19 protein-coding genes are annotated in these 21,041 nt (G+C 66.1%); 1 reads left to right on the top strand and 18 read right to left on the bottom strand.

Annotated elements, in window-relative coordinates; genetic code table 11:
* Positions 1-2: 2 nt before the first annotated feature.
* Entirely contained in the window at positions 3-680 is a 678-nt protein-coding gene (locus AmiPiv_RS09330; RefSeq protein ID WP_340037110.1) for a GntR family transcriptional regulator, read from the bottom strand.
* Positions 681-824: 144 nt separating this feature from the next.
* Between AmiPiv_RS09330 and AmiPiv_RS09325 the strand changes: the two genes are divergently transcribed.
* Positions 825-1,556, top strand: coding sequence for an aspartate/glutamate racemase family protein (locus AmiPiv_RS09325; RefSeq protein ID WP_340037109.1), 732 nt, complete (start codon positions 825-827; stop codon positions 1,554-1,556).
* A gap of 70 nt (positions 1,557-1,626) precedes the next feature.
* Here AmiPiv_RS09325 and AmiPiv_RS09320 read toward each other — a convergent pair whose 3' ends face one another.
* The 17 genes from AmiPiv_RS09320 to AmiPiv_RS09240 all read right to left on the bottom strand — a co-directional run bounded on the left by AmiPiv_RS09320 (position 1,627) and on the right by AmiPiv_RS09240 (position 21,033).
* Complete coding sequence (locus tag AmiPiv_RS09320; RefSeq protein WP_340037108.1) at positions 1,627-3,234, bottom strand: GMC family oxidoreductase; 1,608 nt, start codon at positions 3,232-3,234, stop codon at positions 1,627-1,629.
* Positions 3,231-4,745 (bottom strand): FGGY-family carbohydrate kinase, encoded by a 1,515-nt coding sequence (locus AmiPiv_RS09315; protein WP_340037107.1) that lies wholly within the window; start codon positions 4,743-4,745, stop codon positions 3,231-3,233. The genes AmiPiv_RS09320 and AmiPiv_RS09315 overlap by 4 nt, the downstream gene beginning before the upstream one ends.
* Positions 4,746-4,856: 111 nt before the next feature.
* The gene (locus tag AmiPiv_RS09310; RefSeq protein WP_340037106.1) at positions 4,857-5,702 is read right to left on the bottom strand and encodes a class I fructose-bisphosphate aldolase; all 846 of its coding nucleotides are present in this window, start codon (positions 5,700-5,702) and stop codon (positions 4,857-4,859) included.
* On the bottom strand, positions 5,675-7,402 hold the full coding sequence (locus tag AmiPiv_RS09305; RefSeq protein ID WP_340037105.1) for a glycerol-3-phosphate dehydrogenase/oxidase: 1,728 nt from the start codon (positions 7,400-7,402) through the stop codon (positions 5,675-5,677). Before AmiPiv_RS09305 ends, AmiPiv_RS09310 begins: the two co-directional genes overlap by 28 nt.
* Before the next feature lie 21 nt (positions 7,403-7,423).
* Entirely contained in the window at positions 7,424-8,413 is a 990-nt protein-coding gene (locus AmiPiv_RS09300) for an aldo/keto reductase (RefSeq protein ID WP_340037104.1), read from the bottom strand.
* Entirely contained in the window at positions 8,410-9,390 is a 981-nt protein-coding gene (locus AmiPiv_RS09295; RefSeq protein ID WP_340037103.1) for a sugar-binding transcriptional regulator, read from the bottom strand. The genes AmiPiv_RS09300 and AmiPiv_RS09295 overlap by 4 nt, the downstream gene beginning before the upstream one ends.
* 11 nt (positions 9,391-9,401) lie before the next feature.
* The gene (locus AmiPiv_RS09290) at positions 9,402-10,388 is read right to left on the bottom strand and encodes an ABC transporter permease (protein WP_340037102.1); all 987 of its coding nucleotides are present in this window, start codon (positions 10,386-10,388) and stop codon (positions 9,402-9,404) included.
* Between the two features lie 19 nt (positions 10,389-10,407).
* Positions 10,408-11,946: a sugar ABC transporter ATP-binding protein gene (locus AmiPiv_RS09285; protein WP_340037101.1), complete on the bottom strand. Its 1,539-nt coding sequence runs from the start codon at positions 11,944-11,946 to the stop codon at positions 10,408-10,410.
* 91 nt (positions 11,947-12,037) lie between these two features.
* Positions 12,038-13,066 (bottom strand): substrate-binding domain-containing protein, encoded by a 1,029-nt coding sequence (locus AmiPiv_RS09280; protein ID WP_340037100.1) that lies wholly within the window; start codon positions 13,064-13,066, stop codon positions 12,038-12,040.
* Positions 13,067-13,313: 247 nt separating this feature from the next.
* A complete protein-coding gene (locus tag AmiPiv_RS09275) occupies positions 13,314-13,997 on the bottom strand; it encodes a class II aldolase/adducin family protein (RefSeq protein ID WP_340037099.1) in 684 nt (227 codons plus the stop codon).
* A gap of 3 nt (positions 13,998-14,000) precedes the next feature.
* The gene (rhaM, locus tag AmiPiv_RS09270) at positions 14,001-14,318 is read right to left on the bottom strand and encodes an L-rhamnose mutarotase (protein ID WP_340037098.1); all 318 of its coding nucleotides are present in this window, start codon (positions 14,316-14,318) and stop codon (positions 14,001-14,003) included.
* A 14-nt stretch (positions 14,319-14,332) separates the two neighbouring features.
* Positions 14,333-15,622 (bottom strand): L-rhamnose catabolism isomerase, encoded by a 1,290-nt coding sequence (gene rhaI / locus AmiPiv_RS09265; RefSeq protein WP_340037096.1) that lies wholly within the window; start codon positions 15,620-15,622, stop codon positions 14,333-14,335.
* 22 nt (positions 15,623-15,644) lie between these two features.
* The gene (locus AmiPiv_RS09260; RefSeq protein ID WP_340037095.1) at positions 15,645-16,478 is read right to left on the bottom strand and encodes a TIGR01459 family HAD-type hydrolase; all 834 of its coding nucleotides are present in this window, start codon (positions 16,476-16,478) and stop codon (positions 15,645-15,647) included.
* Positions 16,478-17,755, bottom strand: coding sequence for an FGGY-family carbohydrate kinase (locus AmiPiv_RS09255; RefSeq protein WP_340037311.1), 1,278 nt, complete (start codon positions 17,753-17,755; stop codon positions 16,478-16,480). Before AmiPiv_RS09255 ends, AmiPiv_RS09260 begins: the two co-directional genes overlap by 1 nt.
* Positions 17,756-17,757: 2 nt before the next feature.
* On the bottom strand, positions 17,758-18,819 hold the full coding sequence (locus AmiPiv_RS09250; RefSeq protein ID WP_340037094.1) for a class II aldolase/adducin family protein: 1,062 nt from the start codon (positions 18,817-18,819) through the stop codon (positions 17,758-17,760).
* Positions 18,820-18,919: 100 nt separating this feature from the next.
* Positions 18,920-20,026, bottom strand: a complete 1,107-nt coding sequence (locus tag AmiPiv_RS09245; RefSeq protein ID WP_340037093.1) for an autoinducer 2 ABC transporter substrate-binding protein — start codon at positions 20,024-20,026, stop codon at positions 18,920-18,922.
* 59 nt (positions 20,027-20,085) lie between these two features.
* On the bottom strand, positions 20,086-21,033 hold the full coding sequence (locus AmiPiv_RS09240; RefSeq protein WP_340037092.1) for an ABC transporter permease: 948 nt from the start codon (positions 21,031-21,033) through the stop codon (positions 20,086-20,088).
* Positions 21,034-21,041 lie beyond the last annotated feature (8 nt).

Here is a 21,041-nt window from a genome sequence, read left to right as displayed (position 1 = left end):
GGCTACGCGAGCGCGGCCTTCAGGTCGTGGGACAGGTCGCGCACTTCCCGCAGGTCGAGCTCCGATTCGACATGCTCGAGATGATGCTCCATCAGCCGCGAAGCCCTCGCGACATCGCCGATGGAGATCGCCTCGACGATCTCGGCATGTTCGTCGGGGCCGCAGTTGAAGCGTGCGGTGTTGCGGTACACGGCGGTGATGAGCGACGTCCGCGAGATCAGGTCGCGCATCATGCCGAAGAGGAAATCGGAGCCCGAGATTTCGGCCAGGAGCAGGTGGAAGCCGCCCGACAGCTTGATGATGTCGGTGGTCACGTCCTTCGCGTTGGCGACGCGTTCGCTCGCGACATGGCTGCGCAGCCTGTCGATGTCAGCCTTCGAGGCCAACTTGCCGATGCGCTCGACCACGCACCGCTCCACCGAGCGGCGGACGGCGAAGACATCGTGGGCGTCATCGACGGAGGGCTGGCAGACGAAGGCGCCCCTGTTCGGGATTATGGTCACGAGACCTTCGCGCTCGAGCGCCGAAAGTGCCTGGCGGATGCGGGCGCGGCTGACGTCGAAGATGGTCGCCAGCTGGCCTTCCTTCAGTTGCACGCCCGGCCGCAACCTGCGTTCGGCGATCGAAAGCCAGACCTTTTCGACAATGTGCTGCGCGGAAATGCCCGTTTGATCTGCCATTCACCTGCCCCTGCCACGGCGATGGACATTCGGCATGGGTAGAAAAATGTCAACCGCCATCGCGCCAATCCGCCGGACCGCATCGCGGGCGCCGGCCCTTCAGCATTTTTCGCGGCTTAGGAAGCGCGCACTAGGAAATTCAACGTGCATATTCGCCTGATCAACCCCAATTCGACGGCCTCCATGACAGCCCAGGCGCTCGGAAGCGCCTTGCGCGTAGCCAATCCGGACACGCAGGTCACTGCCGTCAACCCGAGCGGCACGCCCGTCAGCATCGAAGGCGGCTTCGACGAGGCTTTGGCGGTACCGGGCATGCTGTCGGAAATTCGCCGCGGCGAGGCTCAGGGCGTGGATGCCTATGTCATCGCCTGCTTCGACGATCCGGGGCTGCACGCTGCTCGAGAAATCGCCAAGGGACCGGTGATCGGCATTTGCCAGGCCGCCGTGCAGGTCGCAATGACCATCAGCCGCCGCTTTTCCGTCGTCACCACCCTTCCCCGCTCAGTGCCGATCATCGAGGACATCGTGCAGGCCTATGGCGCCGGGCATCATTGCCGCGCCGTCCGTGCCATCGACCTGCCGGTTCTGGGCCTGGAGGAAGAACCGGAAAAGGCGGAGCGCCTGCTGATCGACGAGATCGAACTCGCAAAGACACAGGACCGCGCCGAGGCGATCATCCTCGGCTGCGCGGGCATGTCGCGACTGTGCGAGCGGCTGACGGCACGGACCGGAGTGCCCGTCATCGACGGCGTTACGGCGGCCGTGAAGATAGCGGAAGCGCTTGTGGGCGCGGGCTACCTGACGTCCAAGGCCAATGGCTACGACTTCCCACGGCAGAAAGCTGCGCCGAACGGCACGGCGGCCATGCCAACCTGAGGTGCGGGGACGGCTGCTTACCCGCTGCCGCCACGGTCATCACGGGGTAGCGTCCCAAGACCCCAGCCGGTTAGGCGGCATCCGTCAGAATCATCTCCGACGCCTTTTCAGCGATCATGATGACGGGCGAGTTGGTGTTGCCCGAGACGATCGACGGCATGATCGAGGCATCGACGACGCGCAGGCCGGAGAGGCCGTGGACGCGGAGCCGGCCATCGACCACCGACATGGCATCCGAGCCCATCCTGCAGGTGCCGACGGGGTGGAAGATCGTGGTGGCGATGTCGCCGACCTTCCTAAGCACGTCGGCGTCACTGGCAATCGCCGGCCCGGGCAGGATCTCCTCGGGCGCGAAATGTTCGATGGCCCTGGTCGACATCAGTTTGCGGACATGGCGGATGGACGCCACCGCGACCTCGCGGTCGCCTTCGGTCGACAGGTAGTTCGGGCGGATCGCCGCCGGTGCAGCCGGGTCGGCTGAGACGGCATGCACCGTGCCGCGGCTCTCGGGCCTGAGGTTGCAGACCGAGACAGTGACCGCCGGGAAACGGTGCAGCGGCTCGCCCAGCCGGTCGGTGCTGAGTGGCTGGACGTGATATTCGAGATCGGGCGTTTCGAGCCGTGGATCGCTGCGGGCAAAGATGCCGAGCTGGCTCGGCGCCATCGACAGCGGACCGGAGCGCCTCAGCGCATATTCGATGCCCATCGCCGCGCGGCTGAACAGGTTGTGGTAGCGCTGGTTCAACGTCGCCGCATTGTGGACCTTGAAGACGGTGCGGATCTGCAGATGGTCCTGGAGGTTCTCGCCAACGCCGTCGAGTTGGTGGGCGACGTCGATGCCCAGCCCTGCGAGAACATCGGGCCGTCCGATGCCCGACAGTTCCATGATCTTGGGCGAGTTGATGGCGCCGGCAGCGAGGATCGTCTCGCCGGCCTTTGCCTGATATAGCTTGCCGTCGAGGCGGAAAACGACACCGTGCACCTGCCGCCCGTCAAGCACCAACCGCTCCGTCTCGGCGCCGGTGACGACACGCAAATTGGGCCGGTTGAGGATCGGCCGCAGGAAGGCCTTGGACGTGTTCCAGCGCACGCCCTCCTTCTGGTTGACCTCGAAATAGCCCGAGCCCTCATTGTTGCCCTGGTTGAAATCGTCGGTGCGCGGAACGCCGATCTCTTCCGCCGCATCGCGGAAGGCGTCGAGGATCGGCCAGGACAGGCGCTGGCGTTCGACCCGCCATTCGCCGCCCCTGCCGTGCCCGGCGGAGGCCGTGCCGTGATAGTCCTCTGACTTCAGGAAATAGGGCAGCACATCGTTCCAGCCCCAGCCGACATTGCCGGCCTGACGCCAGCCGTCATAGTCGGCGGCCTGGCCGCGCATGTAGATCATGCCGTTTATCGACGAGCAGCCGCCCAGCACCTTGCCGCGCGGATAGTTGAGCGCCCGCCCGTTCAGGCCCGGTTCGGCCTCGGTCTTCATCAGCCAGTCGGTGCGCGGGTTGCCCATGCAGTAGAGATAGCCGATCGGGATATCGACCCAGTGGTAGCGGTCGCTGCCGCCGGCCTCGAGCAAAAGCACGCGGTTTTTCGGATTGGCGGACAGGCGGTTGGCCAGCACGCAGCCGGCCGAGCCGGCGCCGACCACGATGAAGTCATATGTCCCGAAATCGCTTGCGGTCATGCCCCGACCTGTTCGCTCGCCATGCCCTGCCACATCGGCCCCATCGCCTTGTTGATTTCGCCATAAAGGCGGTAGCGCCGTCCATAGGCCTGCGCCACTTCGCAATTGGGCCGATAATGACGCGCCGCTGCCGTCATCGCCCCGGCACCTTCGGCAAAATCCTTGAACACGCCGACGCCGGTCGCAGCAGCAATCGCCGCCCCCAGCGCACCGGTCTCGCGGCTACGCGCCACCGTCACCGGCAGGCCGAGTACATCGGCGAAAATCTGCGGCCAGATGGCGCTGCGCGAGCCGCCGCCCGACAGCACCGCCTCGTCGACCATTGCACCTGCGGCACGCAACGTCTCAACATGACGACGGTGCTCGAACACCACGCCTTCGAACAGCGCCCGCAGCAGATGGGCGCGGCCGTGCCAGCCGGCGATGCCATAGAAGCCGGCGCGCGCCTGGCCGTTGGCCTGGGCGCCGTAGAGATAGGGGTGATAGATCGGCACGTCGCTGGCCGGATCGACCGAGGCGACCAGCTCGCCGCAGGCTTCGAACGGCGAGCGGCCAGCCTCGTGTTCGTGCTCAAAGAACTCGCGCACGATCCATTCGAGATTGGCAGCCGAGGTGGCGCTGGATTCGATCGCGAGATAACGCTCGGGGTCGTAGGTCGACAGCATGAAGATACTGGGGTCGCGGATCGGCTCGTCGGTGATGACCTGGTTGATGCTCCAGGTGCCGGCGATGATGGAAGCGGCCCCGGTGCGGGTGACTCCCGAGCCGATGGCGCTGGCGACCACGTCGAACAGGCCGGCGATGACAGGCGTGCCCTCGGCGAGGCCGGTGAGGCCGGCGACCTGGGGCGAGATGCGACCGGCGATCTCGGCCGATTCCAGCACCGGCGGCAGCATCCCGCCGCAATCCTCGAGGCCATAGGCAGCCAGCAGCTCAGGCTCGTAGCGGCGGCCCGGCATCGTGAGCAGGCCACAGCCCGACATGTCGGTCGTATCGGTCGAGCGGGCGCCGGTTAGCCGGTTGACGACGAAGTCCTTGCACAGGAACACGGTGCCGATGCGCCCGTAAAGCGCCGGATCGTGGCGTTTCAGCCAGGCCAGTAACGTCGGCGTCTGGGCCGCCCAGGGCTTCTGCAGGCAGTGCGGATAGGTGCGCTCGCCGACGCCCTCGCTTTGCCACTGCGAGACCAGTTGCGCGGCACGCGTGTCCAACGACTGGATGCCGACGAGCGGTTCGCCATCGCGGTCGAGCGCATAGAGCCCATTGCCATGGCCGGCGCAGCCGACCGCCAGAATGTCTCGAGCGGCGACGCCTGACCGGACGATGCACTCACCGATGACCTCGACGGCATTGCGCCACAGTTCGCCCAGATCGCGCTCGACATGGCCGGGCCTGGGCATGCTCGAACGGCCATCCTTGGCGGCAAGTGCCAGCTCGCGGCCTTCGAGGTCGAACAGCACGGCCTTGATGACGGTGTTGCCGGCATCGAGGCCGAGAATGTATCCTCCCATAAACCCTCCCAGGGCTTCGAGCCTATGCCATTCCGACCGATGCGGAACGGGGCTCTGTCTGATTGATCGGCACGGACCGGCAAGCCCCTTCCCGGCTTGCGGAGCGGCGCGCTAGTTCGCCCTGGTGTAGCGGTCCCAGGCGGTGGCGCCATCGGCGCCCTCGTGGATGATCGCCATCAGCCCGGCCACGACCGCGCTCGGATTGGCGTGCTGGTAGATGTTGCGGCCATAGACCATGCCATGCGCGCCCTGCGCCATCAGCGCAGCGGACTTGTCGAACACGACGCGCAGATCCTCCTTGCCGCCGCCGCGCACCAGCACCGGGCAGCGCGCCGCCTCGACGACGCGGTGGAAATCGGCCGCCTCGGTGGTCGGGTCGGCCTTGACGATGTCGGCGCCCATCTCGCGGGCGAGCCGGGTCAGGGTCACGATCTTCTCGGCGTCGCCATCGACCATGTAGCCCCCGCGCTCGGAGGCCGGCAGCATCGCCAGCGGTTCGATCATCAAAGGCATTCCGTACTTGTCGCAGTCGGCGCGGACGCGCGCAATGTTCTGCACGCATTGGCGGAACAGGTCTGGCTCGTCGGGCAGCATGAACAGGTTGACCACCACGCAGGCCGCATCCATGGCCAGCGCGCCGATCAGCGGCTCGTGCTCGTTCTGCAGCATGGCCCACATGTGGCGATGGCGGGTCTTGTTGTAGGGATTGCCCATGTCGATGCGCATGACCAGCGCCGGCTTGTCCTTGCCCGGCCGCTCCTGCAGCAGGTCGGCCTGACCGAAATTCATCTGGATGGCGTCGGGGCGGGCAGCCACCAGCTGGTCGACGACGCCGGCGACATCCTCCAGCCCGTCGAGGAAGGACGGTTCGTTGCAGACGCCGTGGTCGATGGCGACGTCGAGGCAACGTCCGTTGGCGAACAGGCGGTTCATGCGGACTTTAGGGCTGACGCGCATTCTGCGCTCCTTTCGGATCTTGCTGAGAGTTTGGTGGCATCGAGCCCGTGCCGACTTTCCAGCAGGGCGAGGAATTCATGGTGCTCGCGGACGCTGCGGGCTGCATCCCAACCCTTGGCCTTGGCGAGGATGTCGAGCGCCTGGGCGACGAGTTCGGACGACAGCTTGCCGGTGACGCCGATGGTGGTGCGCCTAAGCAGCAGGTCGTCGAGCTTCTCGACATGCTCCCGCGCGATCAGCTGCCGGAGTTCACCGACGGAGTAGCTGCAGCCTGGTAGCATCACGTCATCGCCGACGCCTTCGGCAATCGTCGTCGCATCCGTGCCGTAGCGCTCAAACAGCTTGCGCATCCGTTCCGGTGAGGTGCCAGAAACGACGGCCTGCTCGATGATCCAGCGCTCGACATCGACAGGAAAATCGCGGCCGCCGCCGATCGCCAGTTCCTCAGTATCCTTGACCCGCTTCAGGCCCAGCCGCTCCAGCGCCATGTCGGCCGCCAGCGCCCCGAACGACCGGAAGGTGGTCCACTTGCCGCCAATCATGCACAGCATCTCGGGCAGCGCGCCACTGGCCGGCACGGCCTCGCAGAAATGGTCACGCGGGATGCGGCCGGTGAAACTGTCGTCGCTGGCCGGCAGCGGGCGAACGCCAGCGAACTGGAAGACGATTTCCTCCGGCGCGACGCGGATGTCGGGAAAGACGAAGGCCAGCGACTGCAGGATGTAGTCGCGCTCGTCAGCCTCGCAGCGCACCTGGTCGGGATCGTCGACGCGGATGTCGGTCGAGCCCACCAGCACGTTGCCGAGATAGGGAAACAGGATGCAGATGCGCCCGTCCTCGTTCTCGTAGTAGATCATGTGGCCGGCAAGCGCGTCATGCAGCGTGCGGCTGGCAACAATCAGATGCGAGCCCTTGGTGCCGCCCATCATCCTCGGCGCGTGAGCGCCGAGACCCGAATTGGTCAGGTCGATCCAGCCGCCCGTGGCGTTGACGATCAGCTGCGGCGCGAGCCGGATCGTCTCACCCGTCAGCGTGTCGACCAGCTTCACGCCCCCGGCATCTCCGCCGACATGGACATGGTTCAGCGCCCGCGCCCTCGGGTTGGCAGCAAGCGCGTCGTTGAGCATCTCGACGCCTAGCCGCTCGGGCCGGCTGACCCAGGCGTCGTAGTAGGTCGCGGAGTTGCGGATGTCGGGATTGATCGCCGGCCAGGCCTTCAGCGTTTCGGTCCGGCTGCGGAAGATGTGACTAGGCATCAGCCGGCGGCTGGCAGTCAGGATGTCGTAAACGGCGAGGCCGGCCTTGATGACCACGGCACCCCGCCGGCTCGGCCGCCGGGTCAGGCCGAGGAAGCGGAAAGCGCCGTTGGTGATGCCGGAGAAGACATCGAAGATCGGCACCGTCGTCGGCAGGGGGGCCACGAAATGCGGAGCGTTCCTGAGCAGCCGGTCGCGCTCCAGCAAGGACTCGCGCACCAGCTTGAACTCGCCGTTCTCGAGATAGCGCAGGCCCCCATGCACCATGCGCGACAGCGCCGCGCTGGCACCCGAGCAATAGTCGCCCTTCTCGGCCAGAAGCACGTCGACACCCTGCAGCGCCAGCTCGCGAAAGACGCTGATGCCGTTGATGCCGCCCCCGATCACGAGCACGGCGGGGCCGTTCCGGCCATTGAGGCCGGCTATGGTTTCGCTGCGATTCATGGTGCGGATGGCTTCCTTCGATCAGGCGTCCATGGCGACGAGATGCCTGGAGATGGCCGCGTCGAGCACCGCCAGATCCTCGGCATCGAGCCTGATCTGGCCGGCCCGCGCATTGTCGAGCGCCTGCGCCGGATTGCGCGCGCCGCACAGGGCAAAGGTGATACCGGGCTGGGCCAGCGTCCAGGCGATCACCACCTGCGCCATGCTCGCCTCGTGGCGCTCGATGACGGGTGCGATGGCCGCCTTCAGCTCCACCACCTTCTGCCGGTTGGCCTCGGAGAAGCGCGGATTGTCCTTGCGCTGATCGTCGCCGCCGAACTGGCGGGACGGATCGATGGCACCCGAGAGCAGGCCGAGCGCCAGCGACGAATAGCTGAGCGTGGCCACGTCGTTGGCCCGCGTGATCGGCAACAGCGTGTCCTCGATCTCGCGGTCGAGCATCGAGTAACGCTCCTGGATGGCGTCGATCTGGCCGGCGGCGACGTACGCCTTCAGCTCCTCGCCGTTGACGTTGCTCGCGCCGATGGCTGCGATCTTGCCCTGCTGCTTGAGGCGCAGGAGCGTTTCCATGGTCTCGGCGACCGGCGTCGTCGGATCCTGCCAGTGGGTGATGTAGAGGTCGACGCAGTCTGTGCCGAGGCGGCGCAGGCTCTGCTCGACCTCGTGGGCGATCCCGTCGGCGCCGAGATAGCGATGCACGGGAAGCCCGTCCTGGTCGAAGAAATGGTTGCCCTTGCCCGAGTGCCAGTTGAGCCCGCATTTGGTGGCGATCACCACCTTGTCGCGCCGGCCGTGAATGGCCTTGCCAACGATCTCCTCGCTGCGGCCGAGGCCATAAGCGGGCGCGGTGTCGATCAGCGACACGCCGGCGTCGATGGATGCCTGGATCGCGCCGATCGAGGCATCCTCGTCGGTGCCGCCCCACATCCAGCCGCCGATCGCCCAGGTGCCCAGGCCGACGCCGGAGGCCGACATGCCTGAACGGCCGATGTTGCGCACAAGCTGGGTCATGGTCTCTTTCCTTCGGCGAGTGCCAAGACCTGGAGGGCCGTGGCTTCGTCGGTGACGATGGTTTCAAGGTGATTGCCGCGCATGGCGCTGAGGATAGGTGCCACCTTGCTGGCGCCGCTAGCGACGCCGATGGTGCGCGGGATGGTGGCGAATTCTTCGAGCGTCAGCGACACCAGGCAACGATTGAGGCTGTAGTCGCAGACCTTGCCCTGCGCATCGACGAGATGGGCGAGCAGCTCGCCGGCAGCACCCGAGCGCTCGATGGCCTGGCGATCCGTGCTCGAAGACGGATGCAGGTCGTAATAGCTGGAATCGTCGGTCAGGATCGAACCGATGCCGACCACCGCGACATTGGCCTCACGCGCCTTGCGGAACACGTCGGAGACGGAGCTGACCCCCATCAGCATGTTGCGCTGCTCGGGGCTGTCGGCAAACAGGGGCGCATGTACCTGATAGGCGCGGCCGCCGAGCTTGTCGGCCATCAGCGACGCCACGTGGTTGACGTCGGTGTAGTGCTTGCCCTGCACCAGCCCGGTCGCCGGAATGACCTCGACCTTGACCTGGCGGCCACCATTCAGGCCGGCGACCACGGCGGAAACGCCCTTGCCGCCGGTGATGGAGATGGTGTCGCCGTCCTTGATCGTATCCTGCAGCAGCGTCGCCGCCGCCTCGCCGACACGCTGCAGCGCGGTTTGCGGATTGTCGCCGAGCGACGGCACGACCACGGCGCGCTTGAGCCCGCCAAGCGCCACCAGCCGGCTCTCGATGTCGACCAGATGCTCGATCGGCGATTTGATCCTGATCTCGACCAGCCCCATCTGGTGGCCGCGCTTGATCAGGCGGTTGACGGTGGCGTGCGAGATGCCGAGCTCGTGGGCGATCTCCGCCTGGGTCTTGCCCTCCATGTAGTGGAGCACGAGCGCCTGGTGCATCTGGCGGGCGCTGGCGATTTCGTCGCGTGAGTTGCCGTTGGCCATGATCCGTCTCCTCATGCCTTCCTGCGGTGAAGCAGGTGGTCGATGGAGACGGCGGCGAGCAGGATGCAGCCCTTGATCATGTCCTGCCAGTAGACCGAGATGTCGAGCAGGATCAGCGAGCTGGTGACCACCGACAGCAGCGCCATGCCAAGAATGGCGCCGAAGATGGTGCCCGAGCCGCCGTTGAGCGACGCCCCGCCGATGACGGCCGCGGCGATGATGTTGAGTTCCATGCCAGCGCCGAAGGTGGGCGTGGCCGCGCCGAAGCGGGACATGTAGATGACACCGGCAAAACCCGCGAGCGTCGAGCTCAGCACCGTCACCCAGAACTTCACCTGCTTGGTGCGGATGCCGGAATACTGCGCCGCCTTCTCGTTGGAACCGGTGTAGAAGACCTTGCGGAACGCGGTCGCCCGGCGCAGCAGGAAGTCGAAGACGGCAACCACCACCACGAAGATGATGATGACGTAAGGCACGCCCTGGAAGCTGCCCTGGCCGATCGCCTTGAAGGCCGGCGGCAGGGTGAACAGCGACAGCGGCGTGCCCTTGGTGACGATCAGGCACAGGCCGCGCACGATCACCATCGCCGCCAGCGAGGTGATGAAGTGGTTGAGCCCGACCACGGTGACGAAGAAGCCCATGACCGCACCGATCAGCGCACTGACAGCGATGCCGATCAGGCTCGCGGTCCACGGGTCCAGCCCGGCCAGGAACAGCGCGCCCGACACCACCATCGAGAAGGCCACGACCGAGCCGACCGACAGGTCGATGCCGCCGACGATGAGCAGGATGGTCATGCCGACGACGACGATGCCCTCGATGGAAAAGCTCATCAGCATGGCGCGGAAGTTGCCCCATGTCAGGAAATGCGGCGAGGCGAACGACATGGCGATGCACAGCGCCAGGATGATGACGATCAGCCCCGCCTCGCGCATCGAGCCCAGCCGCGCGAGGTTCCAGCGCGCGCCCTGGCTTTCGGTCTTGATCTGAGCCGTCATGATCGGTGCTTCCGCTTCCCTAGGCGACATTTCGGGCCTGCCTGGCATTGTGTGAACTGGGCTGCACGCCGGAGGCGGGCATGATGATGGCTTCCTCGCCGAGCTCGTCGGCCGCGAGCTCGCCGGCGATCCTGCCCTCGCGCACGACCAGCACGCGGTCGCACAGGCCGATCAGCTCTGGCATCTCGGAGGAAATGACGATGATGCCGACCCCGCGCCGAGCAAGATCGCGCAGCAGGCGATGGATCTCTGCCTTGGCGCCGACATCGATGCCGCGCGTCGGCTCGTCCATGATCATCACCTTGGGGCTGACCGACAGCTGCTTGGCAATCGCCACCTTCTGCTGGTTGCCGCCGCTGAGCGTCGAGACCGCTGCTCCGACGCCCGCCATGCGCACGCCGAGCCGCCTGGCCAGTTCGGTCGCCTGGTCGGTTTCGGCGCGACTGTCGAGCAGGCCGAGGCTGCCGGTGAGCTTGCCCAAGTCGAGCGCCGAGACATTGGCGGCAATCGACATGTCGAGGAACACGCCCGAGCCCTTGCGGTCCTCGGAAAGATAGACCAGCCCAGCTCTCACGGCCTGGGCGTAGCCGGAAACCCTGAGGGCCCGGCCATCGATCTCGACCACGCCTGAAGCCGCGGGCCGCAGGCCGCACAATGTCTGGGCGATCTCGCTCCGGCCCGAGCCGATCAGCCCGCCGATACCGAGGATCTCGCCGGCGCGCAGCTCGAGGCCGACGCCGAAGCAGCGCTCGCCGTCCGACAGGTCGGACACCTTGAGCAAGGTACGACCCGGCGCCTCGTCCGGCCCGAGCTTGTCGGGATAGAGCTGGGCGATTTCGCGGCCGACCATCTTGCGCACCACCTCGTCGGGCGAGGTCGCCGCAATCTCGTCGGTGGCGACATAGCGGCCGTCGCGGAACACCGTTACCCGGTCGCAGAGCGAAAAGATCTCGGCCATGCGGTGGCTGATGTAGACGATGGAGATGCCGCGCGACTTGAGCTCGCGGACAATCGCGAACAGGCGCTGCGCCTCGGGCTCGGTCAGCGCCGCGGTCGGCTCGTCGAGGATCAGCACGCGACAGTCGAGCGTCAGCGCCTTGGCGATCTCGACCAGCTGCTGGTTGGAAATGGAGAGGTCGCCGACCTTGGTGCGCACCGGGATCGGGGCCAAAAGATCCATCACCTTCTGCGCCTCGGCCTGCAGGCTGCGGAAATTCATCAGCGGCGCGCGCCGGGTGTTGATGGCGGACATGAAGATGTTCTCGGCCACCGTCGCATCGGGGCAGAGCGCGATCTCCTGGTGGACGAGCGCGATGCCGAGGCGCTGGGCCGCGGCCGGCGACGCGATGACGACCTTGTCGCCGCCGATGCGGATGTCGCCCTCGTCAGGCTGCAACACGCCGGCGACTATGTTCATCAGCGTCGACTTGCCCGCGCCGTTCTCGCCGCAGAGCGCATGCACCTCGCCTGGTGCCAGCGAGAAGTCGATGCCGGTCAGCGCCTTGATGGCGCCGAACGACTTCGAAACTCCTGAGATCTCGAGAATGGGCGTCGACATCTGTCAACTTTCGCTGCGTTCGGGGTCCGGTGGATGCCGGGGCGCGGACGCCCCGGCGATCTTCCAGCAAGGCATGAATGCTCGAGGAAATCTATTCCTCGATGCCCTTGGTGCCGCGGCGCTTGAGATACTTGTCCCAGTAGAAGTCGTCGGCGTTGTCGGCGGTGACGATGGAGAAGCCGTTGTCGACGAAGGGCACGCTCATCGGGTTGAAGCCCGAGCGCTTGGCGTCGTTCATCGGGTCGATCAGGTCGGGGTGCTTGGCCATCCACAGCAGCATGAAGCCCATGTAGCCCTGCATGCCCTGGTTCGGGTTGACCGAGCCGAAGATCTCGCCGGCCTTGATCATGTCGAGGATCTTGGCGTTGACGTCGGCCAGCATGACCTTGATCTTGCCGCCGCCTTCCTTGGCCGCCTGCGCCGCGCCGATGGCCGAGTTGGCCTCCGGCATGAACACGGCGCCGAGATCGGGATGGGCCTGCGCCAGGCTGAGCACGGCCTGATAGGCCTTGGTCGGATCCTGGTTCGAGGCAGCGCGGCCGACCAGCTTCATGTCCGGCCACTTGGCCTCCATGCGGGCGACGAAGGCGTTGACGCGCTTGTCGTGGTTGTCCTGGCCGGGGTTCTCCAGCACGGCATATTCGCCCTTGCCGTCCATCGCCTTGGCCACCGCGTCGGCGGCATAGGTGCCTTCGGCGATGTTGTCGGAGGTGATGTAGGAGACGCGCTTGGAGTTGGGCGAGTCGGCGGCGAAGGTGACGACGGCCGTGCCCTGCTCGATGGCGCGGTCGATCGGCTCGATGAACGGATCGGAGTTCATCGGATGCACCAGGATGCCGGCCGGCTTCTGCGCCAGCGCCTGGTCGAAGGTGGCGATCTGCTTGTTGACGTCATATTCCGGCGTGCCGGTATAGGCCGTCTCGCAGCCGAACTGCTGGCCGGCCTGCTTGAACATCTCATAGACCGGGAACCAGTATTCGACGCCCGACACCATGACGTTCATGACGTATTTTTCGCCGGGCGCGCATTTGAACGGGTTTTCGGCCGACTGGGCATGGCCCGCACCGAGAATGGTCGATACCGCGGCTGCGGCCGCGAAAGTGCTCAGAAATCTACGCAAGTTCCCTCCCTTGGCCGAAGCCAGATCAATAACCGATGCCGGCACTCCCGGCGCCGCGCCATTTGGATTGATTGCACCGAACTTCCTCCCGAAGTCCGATGCGCAGAGAATTGCAGCCTTGAATCGCAATGTCAATAAAATTCACATGATGAAATATATTTCATACCTTGGCGATAGCGACAAGGGAGAGTCCTGAAATTTATTGCAGGTGCGCGAAAGCGGCCGCGTCACCCAGCTTTGGCAGGTTTCACGGATTGCGCGGGCGGGCGACGTCGTTGGTGCCTTCGGCGTCGGGCGCGAGGCCGTAGCTCATGCGGCGCATCTGCTCGATCACCCTCTCCATCTCGTCGTCGGGCAGGATCGGCGGCTCGCCGAGGGTCAGCGCCTGCACATACATGCGCGACAGCGTCTCCACCTCGATCGCCAGCCACAGCGCGTGTTCGAGGTTGGTGCCCAGCGAAATCTGACCGTGCTGGCCAAGCAGGCAGGCAAGCCGGTCCTTGAGCGCCACCAGCGCATTGTCCGACAGCGCCTGGGTGCCGAAGGTGGCATAGGCGGCGCAGCGGATGGTGGTGCCGCCGGCGACGCCGGTCATGTAGTGGAACGAGGGAATGGTCTTGTGGTGGCAGGCGAGCGTGGTCGCATAGACCGAATGGCAGTGCAGCACGACGCTGATGTCCTCGCGCGCCTTCAGGATATCGCGGTGGAATCGCCATTCCGACGACGGGCGGCGGCCGACATAGGTGCCGTCGAAATCCATCTCGACGATGTCGTCCGGCCTCATGCCGTCATAGGGCATGCCCGACGGTGTGATCAGGAAGCCGCTGCCCGAACGGACCGAAAGGTTGCCGGCCGTGCCCTGGTTGATGCCGCTCGAATTCATGCGCCGGCAGATCGACACCATCTCGTCGCGCAGTGCCTTGTCAGTCATCGTCTACTCCAAATGAAAAACCTGCTGCAGCGGCACGACCAGCGGTTCGTTGCGGTCGGTGTACTGCATGATGTCGGCCATGAAGTCCCACCAGCGACGGTTGACCTCGGTTTGCGGCAACGCGTCCATCGTGTGGTCGTCGGTGCGGACCAGCGTCGCGAACAGGTGGTTGGTCTCGGGATCGAGCCAGATCGTGTAGTCCGATACGCCGGCGTCGCGCAGCGCCGCACTCAGTTCCGGCCAGATCTCGTCGTGCCGCTTCTTGTATTCGGCGGCCTGACCGGGATTGAGGACCATGCGGAAGGCGATGCGCTCGGGCATGTCCGGCCCTCCCCTCAGACGATACCGCCGCTGCCGCCGACAGCCGCCGGGCGCTCGGCCGCGACCTTCTGGCGGTAGGCGCTGGCGCGATAGGCCGCGACCGGATCGATGGCGCCACCGCTCTTGAGCCGCGCCATGGCGAGGATCGGTTCGACGTCGGTGCGGTAGGCCGCTTTCAGCGTCTGCGTCGCCATAAGCGCGTCGTTCTCTTCCTGGAAACCTTCGAGCGCCTTGCGATCGACCAGCAGAGCTGCCGCATAGGCGCGCTGCACCTCGACCGCCGACAGCATCAGGCTTTCGATCGGGTCGGTGACGTTGTGGCTCTGGTCGAGCATGTGGGCGGGGTGGAAATCCTTGGCGCCTGACAACTCGGCGTCGACCAGTTCGTTGAAGACCAGGAACAGGCGGTAGGGATCGATCGAGCCGGCGTCGAGATCGTCGTCGCCATACTTGCTGTCATTGAAATGGAAGCCACCCAGCTTGCCGAACTGGATCAGCCGGGACACTATCATCTCGATGTTGACGTTGGGCGCGTGATGGCCGAGGTCGACGAGGCAATAGGCCTTGTCGCCCAGTTCCTTCGCGATGATGTAGTTGGTGCCCCAGTCCTGCACGACCGTCGAATAGAACGCCGGCTCGTACATCTTGTGCTCGGTGAAGAGCCGCCAGTCGTCGGGCAGCGCCGCATAGATGGCTTTCATCGCGTCGAGATAGCGCTCGAAGGCGCGGGCGAAGTTCACCTGGCCGGGGAAATTCGAGCCGTCGCCGATCCACACCGTCAGCGCCTTCGATCCCAGCGTCCGGCCGATCTCGATGCATTCGATGTTGTGCTCGACCGCCTGCCGGCGGACGGCCGCGTCGGCGTGGCTGAGCGAGCCGAACTTGTAGGAGTGCTTCTGGTCGCGGGCGTCGGAGAAGGTGTTGGAGTTCATGGCATCGAAGCCGAGGCCGAAACGCGCCGCAGCTTGCTTCAGCCTGTTGGTGTCGGCCTTGTCCCAGGGGATGTGCAGCGAGACGGTGGGCGTGGCGCGCGTCAGCTGGTTGATGACGGCGCAGTCCTCGACCTTGTCGAAGACGTCGCGCGGCTCGCCGGGGCCAGGAAAGCGGGCAAAGCGCGTGCCGCCCGTGCCGACGCCCCAGGACGGGATCGCCACGCCGAACGCCTCGACCTTGCCGAGGATGGCATCGATGGCGATGCCGCGCCGGTCCAGTTGGTCGCCGAGCGCCGCATAGTCGGCGCGCAGGGCCTTTTCGTGGGCGGCGTTGCTTTGCTCGACGGCGTCGCCGGCAATCATCGTTTCCATCACATCCTCCTCCCGCGCGGCCTCACCACGCAAATGTCCGCACAAGAAAATCAGGCGTTGCGCCGTATTCGGCGAAAAGCCGGTCCCGTTCGGCCTGACTGCTCGCCGCCAGGACGCCGGTCATGACAAGCGCTGTTCGCAGCCCAGCTCCCTGCCCGCCCACGATGTCGTGCTCGATGCTGTCGCCGACGCAGACCACGCGCGCCGGGTCGGGATTGCCGAGCATGTCGAGTGCTGCCGCGTAGATCTCGTGGAACGGTTTGCCGATCCAGGTCACGTCGCCGCCCAACTCGCCATAGAGCTCGGCAATGCGCCCGGCGCCGAAGCGCGGGCCAACCGAGGTCAGCATGATCTTGTCCGGGTTGGTGCAGAGACACCTCGCGCCCCGCGCGGCCGCGGGCTGGAGGAGCCGACGATAATGGTCGAGGTCGAAGCGGTCGCCCTCGCTGGCCGACAGGAGCACGATGTCTGCGTCCTCGCCGGTCTCGACCAGCGTCAGCGGCAGGTCCTCGATTGCCGAGCGGTCGCCATCGCGGGCGATCAGCAGGCAGCGCAGGTCCGCCTCGGTGCCGAGTTGCCTGCGCAGGCTTTGCCAGGCGACCTCGCCGGAAGACAGCAAATGGTCCCAGCTGCCGGGCACGAAACCGAGCTTTGCCAGCCGCGCCTCGTTGGGCGCCGAGCGCTTGCCCGAGTTCGACAAGAGCAGTGTGCGCTTGCCGGCCTGTTTCAGTCGCACCAGCGCCTCGACCGCGCCCGGATAGGGGGCTGTGCCGTCGTGCAGCACGCCGAACTGGTCAAGGACGAACACGTCGAAGCGCTCGGCCAGGTCGCGGATGCCATCGAGCTGGGTTGGCATCACAGGTCCCCCACCGCTTCGAGGCCGATCAGCGCCAGCCGCGCCGCGCCGGCGGCGGCTTCCTGCGAATGCGCCGGCAGGAAAGGCACGCCGAGCCGGTTCTGGCGGATTGCGGTCCATGCGGGATTTGTCGCCCCGCCGCCGAGACTGCGCATGGAGCGGAGCGGCGGCGCGCCGAGCTCGGCGAGCCTGTCGTAGCCGAGCTTTTCGATGGCTGCGATGCCCTCGAGCATTGCCTTGAGGAAGTCGGCATCGTCAGTGGGACGCGGGTCGAGCCGTGGCGGCCAGGCCGGATCGAGCACCGGGAAGCGCTCGCCCCGCTCGATCAGCGGGTAGAAGTCGAGGCCGGTCGGCACATCGGCATCGATCTCGGCGGACAGCCGCGAGATCTCGTCGGCGGAAAAGAAATGCGCGAGCACCTTGCCGCCGCTGTTGGAGGCGCCGCCGGCGAGCCACATGCCGTTGAGGCGGTGGCTATAGATGCCGAAGTCGGGCGCGAAGATCGGCCGGTCACTGAGCAGCTTCAGTGTCAGCGTCGAGCCGAGTGCTGTGACGCCGTCGCCCGGCCTGTCGGCGCCGGTCGCAAGGAACGAGGCGCACCCGTCGGTGGTGCCGGCAATGATCTCGACCTCTTCGCTGAGACCGAAGGCACTCGCCATATCGGGGGCAATGGTCTCGAGCGGCGTGCCTGGCGCCACGACGCGCGGCAGCAAGGAGATGTCGAGACCCGTCGCCGCGATCCAGTCCGGCCAGCGCCGGTCGATTGCGTCGTAGCCGGTCTTCAGAGCATTGTTCTCGTCGGTGGTGCGGAAATGTCCGGCGAACCGCCCCGCGATCCAGTCGGCCTGGTGCAGAACCTTCGCCACGCCAGGCACCGACTGGAACACCAGCGCCTTGGCGAGGCCGGAAGTGGCGCCATGGGCTGCGCTTTCCGCAGGGATGACGGCAGCAATACGCGTGAGCACCGAGGCGTCGCTCACCTTGTCGTCATACATCAGCGGTTCGGCGAGCGGCGTGCCCTCGGCATCGACCGGCAACAGCGTGCCGGAGGTGGCGTCGACGGCAATCGCATGGACCCAGGCGCGATCGACCTGGGCAAGCACCCCATTCAGCGCCGCCTCGACCGCCCGCCACCAGAGCTCCGGGTCGCGCGGGTCGGTGCCGAAATCGGAGAGCCTGGCCGCGCCTTGCGCCACGATCTCGAACGACGGCGTCATCACCACGGCGCGGGCGCCTGACGTACCGAGGTCGATGCCGATGGCGAGCGGGGTATTCATCGTCACGCGATCTTCTTTGCCGCGGCCTTGCGGGCCAGGTCCTGCCGATATTTCTCGGCGTCCCAGTCGGTCAGCTGGAGATGCTCCGCGGCCGTGAGAACTCGCACCGGCGCGTTGCCGGGGACGCGCGCCAGCACGTCTGCAAGGCAGCGGGCCATGGCGTCGGCGCCCGGCGTCGCGTCTTCGCGCATCAGGATACCCGCTCCGGGAAACAGGAGCGAGACCGGCGACATGCCGAGGCGCGCAATCACGCCAGCGGCGTTCTCGCCGTCTTTCGCAATCGCAGACCCGGCGCCGAGGAAGATCACATGGTCGGGATAGAGGCTGCCCTTTGCGGCAAAGGCAGTGCTCACGGGATCGGTCGCGGCGGCATGCGCGGCCTCGGACTGCGGCAGCCGATAGTCCGTGCCGGCGGCGAGCAGTACGAGCCCGTCGGTGCGCATTTCGGGAGACACCCGAGGCGCAATCCGCAGCCTCGCCTTGACGTCATCGAGCAAGACCTCTGCCGCGTCCACGGTTTCGGCCGCGACCGCCAGTCCGTGATTGGCAAGGATCAGCACGTCCGGCCGCTGGCCGCGATGCTCGGCGATAGCGAGCGCCAGCGGCAGGCCCGGCCGCGCATAGGGCACATGGGCCCAGTTGAGCCCGGCGAGCCGCGGGCCGACCTGCTCGGTGCAGTCGCTGCGCACGGCGAAAGCTATCGTGTCGACGCAATGGACATGCAGTACGACGCGCTGCGGCATCAGGGCATGCACGGTCGTTTCGATCGACGGGCGCAGGCCCGAACCGTTCAGCGCCGTAACCGTGAACTGGTGCGCCTGCTCGGCGGCGGGATCGACGGCCTCGACCGCTGCAATCAGCGGCGCCATCTCCACCGGCACCATGATGTCGCGGGTCAGCGCATGGGCGAGCCATGTGCCGGAAGCCTTGATCCACAGCGTGCCGCCGACCTTGAGCGAGGTGTTACCGCCGGCGCCCTGCGTCAGCAGCGGATCGCAGCCTATGCGGGCCGACACGGCTTTCAGCTGTTCGAGTTCGGCTTGCCAGCCGGCCGCTTCTGGCATGGCGACGGTCCTTTCATGCGGTGGGGTGAAGTTGGCCGGCAGTCAGGTCGCCGGCCAACTCCGGGGGTGGGGAGACGCGGAAACGTCTCCCGCTTCAACGTCAGAAGTCGAAGTTGTTGATGTTGTCCTTGTTGAACACGGTCGGCGCGCCGAGCAGGATCTCCGAGCCGTTGATGACGGAGAGATCACCAAGTTTGCCGGCCTTCACCGAGGTCGCACCAGGAGCAAGCGTGCCGTCGGCGACAGCGCGCAGCACGTAGGCTGCGGCATAGCCGAGATCGACCGGGTTCCACAGCACCACAGACTTGACGCAGCCGGCGCCGACATAGGGCTTCATCGCGTTCGGCGTGGCGAGGCCGACGACGGCGACGCTGCCGCACTTCTTGGCCTGGGTTACCGCATCGGCAGCGGCCGGCGTCGCCACGCTGGTCATGCCGAAGATGCCCTTGAGCTCGTCGCCATACTTGTTGATGAGCGTGTTCGACTGGTTGAAGGACAGGATGTTGTCTTCCTGCGCCTCGACGGTCTCGAGCCACTTCATCTTGGGATGGCACTTGGCCTGGTAGGCGGCCATCTCGGCGATCCAGCGCGCCTGGTTCGGCGTGGTGAAGGTCGAGGTGACGATGGCGAAGGCGCCGTCGTCGCCGATTTCGGCTGCCATCGAGTCGACCATGGCCTTGGCGATGCCGTTGAACTCTGCCTGGTTGACGAACCACTGGCGGGCATCGGGCGACGAGTTGGCGTCGTAGCCGACGACGTTGATGCCGGCGCCGAGCGCCTTCTTCAGCACAGGCGCAATGGCGACCGGATCGTTGGCGGCGAACAGGATGCCGTCGACACCGGAGGTGATGTAGTTGTCGATCAGCGTGATCTGGTCGTCGATGTTGGCCTTGGACGGACCGTCGGTCTTGGCGTCCATCGTGCCCATTTCCTTGGCCGCGTCGGCGATGCCCTTGGACGTGGCGTTGAAGTAGCCGATGCCGACCAGCTTCGGCACGTCGACGACCTTGATCGTCTTGCCCTTGCGGTCGGGCGCGTTGGTCGGCTGGCCGCCGTCATAGGGCTTGGCCGCAGCGGTCGCCGGCGTGGCGTCGCAGGCGAGCGGATTGGTGGGCAGGTCGTCGCCGCCCGTCCAGGCGGACTGGGCATGGCTGAGGCTTGTCGAGAAGGACAAGGCCAGAAGCGCGGAAAGTACTACGTTACGCATTCCATCCTCCAATTGATCGTCCGGACACTTTAGAGCGGCAGTGAAGGACGTTTCTCTCCCTAGGTTCGAGTGCCGCTCCTCTCGAAGAGGTTGCTGGCGAGGATCGCCAGGATGAGGACGGCGCCGATCAGCATGATCGTGCCGTCCCCCTTGATGCCGGCAAGCGACAGGCCGTTCTTCAGCGCCTGAATCAGGCAGAGGCCAATGATGGTGCCGACGACTGTGCCGCGCCCGCCGAAGATTGAGGTGCCGCCGAGGACGACCGCCGTGATGGCGTCGAGCTCGATGCCGGTGCCCATGTCCGAACGCGTGGTGGAAACGCGGGAGACGAAGATGACGGCGGCAATCGCGGCGGCGAAGCCCGAGGCGGTGTAGAGCGCGAGCTTGGTCTTCTCGACCGACAGGCCGGAGAAACGGCTCGCGACCTCGTTGGAACCCACGGCATAAACCGTGCGGCCCCAGGTCGTGTAGGCGAGGATGACCGAGGCGACGACGGCCGCGAGGAACAAGATCCAGAGTTGCGTCGGCACGCCGAGCACGTCCTGCTGGCCAAGCACGTAGAACCATTCCGGGTAGCCGCGCACCGAGCGCGCCTGGCTGATGCCTTCGGCGAGGCCGCGATAGAGCGCGAGCGTCGCCAGCGTAGCGATCAGCGGCGGCACGCGGAAGCGGGTGATGATGACGCCGTTGACGAAGCCGGCGAAGGTGCCGACGGCGATCGCGGCGGTCGCCGCCACCGGCAACGGCAGGCCGACATTCTGCCAGAACACGCCGGTCAGGATGGCGGTCAGGCCAAGGATCGAGCCGACCGACAAGTCGATGCCGCCGGTGGCGATGACGAAGGTCATGGCAATGGCGATCAGGCCGATCTCGGTCATCAACCGCCCCTGGTTGAGCAGGTTGTCGACGGTCAAGAAGCGGTCCGACTGGAACGACAGCACGATCAGGACGACGACCAGCAGCAGAGCCAGGAAAGTCTCGTGGCGGATGAGGGATTTCAGGTTCATCTCATGCC

The organism is Aminobacter sp. Piv2-1 (assembly GCF_037625995.1).
Lineage (GTDB): Bacteria > Pseudomonadota > Alphaproteobacteria > Rhizobiales > Rhizobiaceae > Aminobacter.
The sequence above is the reverse complement of the archived record's forward strand: the minus strand, read 5'-3'. Positions and strand labels throughout refer to the sequence as shown.

Coding starts and splice junctions, on each gene's coding strand:
- AmiPiv_RS09260 (WP_340037095.1), bottom strand. CDS start 16,478: ATGCCAACCCAGCTCGATGGCATCCGCGACCTGGCCGAGCGCTTCGAC.
- AmiPiv_RS09275 (WP_340037099.1), bottom strand. CDS start 13,997: ATGACTGACAAGGCACTGCGCGACGAGATGGTGTCGATCTGCCGGCGC.
- AmiPiv_RS09300 (WP_340037104.1), bottom strand. CDS start 8,413: ATGACCCAGCTTGTGCGCAACATCGGCCGTTCAGGCATGTCGGCCTCC.
- rhaI (WP_340037096.1), bottom strand. CDS start 15,622: ATGGAAACGATGATTGCCGGCGACGCCGTCGAGCAAAGCAACGCCGCC.
- AmiPiv_RS09285 (WP_340037101.1), bottom strand. CDS start 11,946: ATGTCGACGCCCATTCTCGAGATCTCAGGAGTTTCGAAGTCGTTCGGC.
- AmiPiv_RS09315 (WP_340037107.1), bottom strand. CDS start 4,745: ATGGGAGGATACATTCTCGGCCTCGATGCCGGCAACACCGTCATCAAG.
- AmiPiv_RS09245 (WP_340037093.1), bottom strand. CDS start 20,026: ATGCGTAACGTAGTACTTTCCGCGCTTCTGGCCTTGTCCTTCTCGACA.
- AmiPiv_RS09240 (WP_340037092.1), bottom strand. CDS start 21,033: ATGAACCTGAAATCCCTCATCCGCCACGAGACTTTCCTGGCTCTGCTG.
- AmiPiv_RS09320 (WP_340037108.1), bottom strand. CDS start 3,234: ATGACCGCAAGCGATTTCGGGACATATGACTTCATCGTGGTCGGCGCC.
- AmiPiv_RS09250 (WP_340037094.1), bottom strand. CDS start 18,819: ATGCCAGAAGCGGCCGGCTGGCAAGCCGAACTCGAACAGCTGAAAGCC.
- AmiPiv_RS09295 (WP_340037103.1), bottom strand. CDS start 9,390: ATGGCCAACGGCAACTCACGCGACGAAATCGCCAGCGCCCGCCAGATG.
- AmiPiv_RS09290 (WP_340037102.1), bottom strand. CDS start 10,388: ATGACGGCTCAGATCAAGACCGAAAGCCAGGGCGCGCGCTGGAACCTC.
- AmiPiv_RS09310 (WP_340037106.1), bottom strand. CDS start 5,702: ATGCGCGTCAGCCCTAAAGTCCGCATGAACCGCCTGTTCGCCAACGGA.
- rhaM (WP_340037098.1), bottom strand. CDS start 14,318: ATGCCCGAGCGCATCGCCTTCCGCATGGTCCTCAATCCCGGTCAGGCC.
- AmiPiv_RS09330 (WP_340037110.1), bottom strand. CDS start 680: ATGGCAGATCAAACGGGCATTTCCGCGCAGCACATTGTCGAAAAGGTC.
- AmiPiv_RS09305 (WP_340037105.1), bottom strand. CDS start 7,402: ATGAATCGCAGCGAAACCATAGCCGGCCTCAATGGCCGGAACGGCCCC.
- AmiPiv_RS09255 (WP_340037311.1), bottom strand. CDS start 17,755: ATGAATACCCCGCTCGCCATCGGCATCGACCTCGGTACGTCAGGCGCC.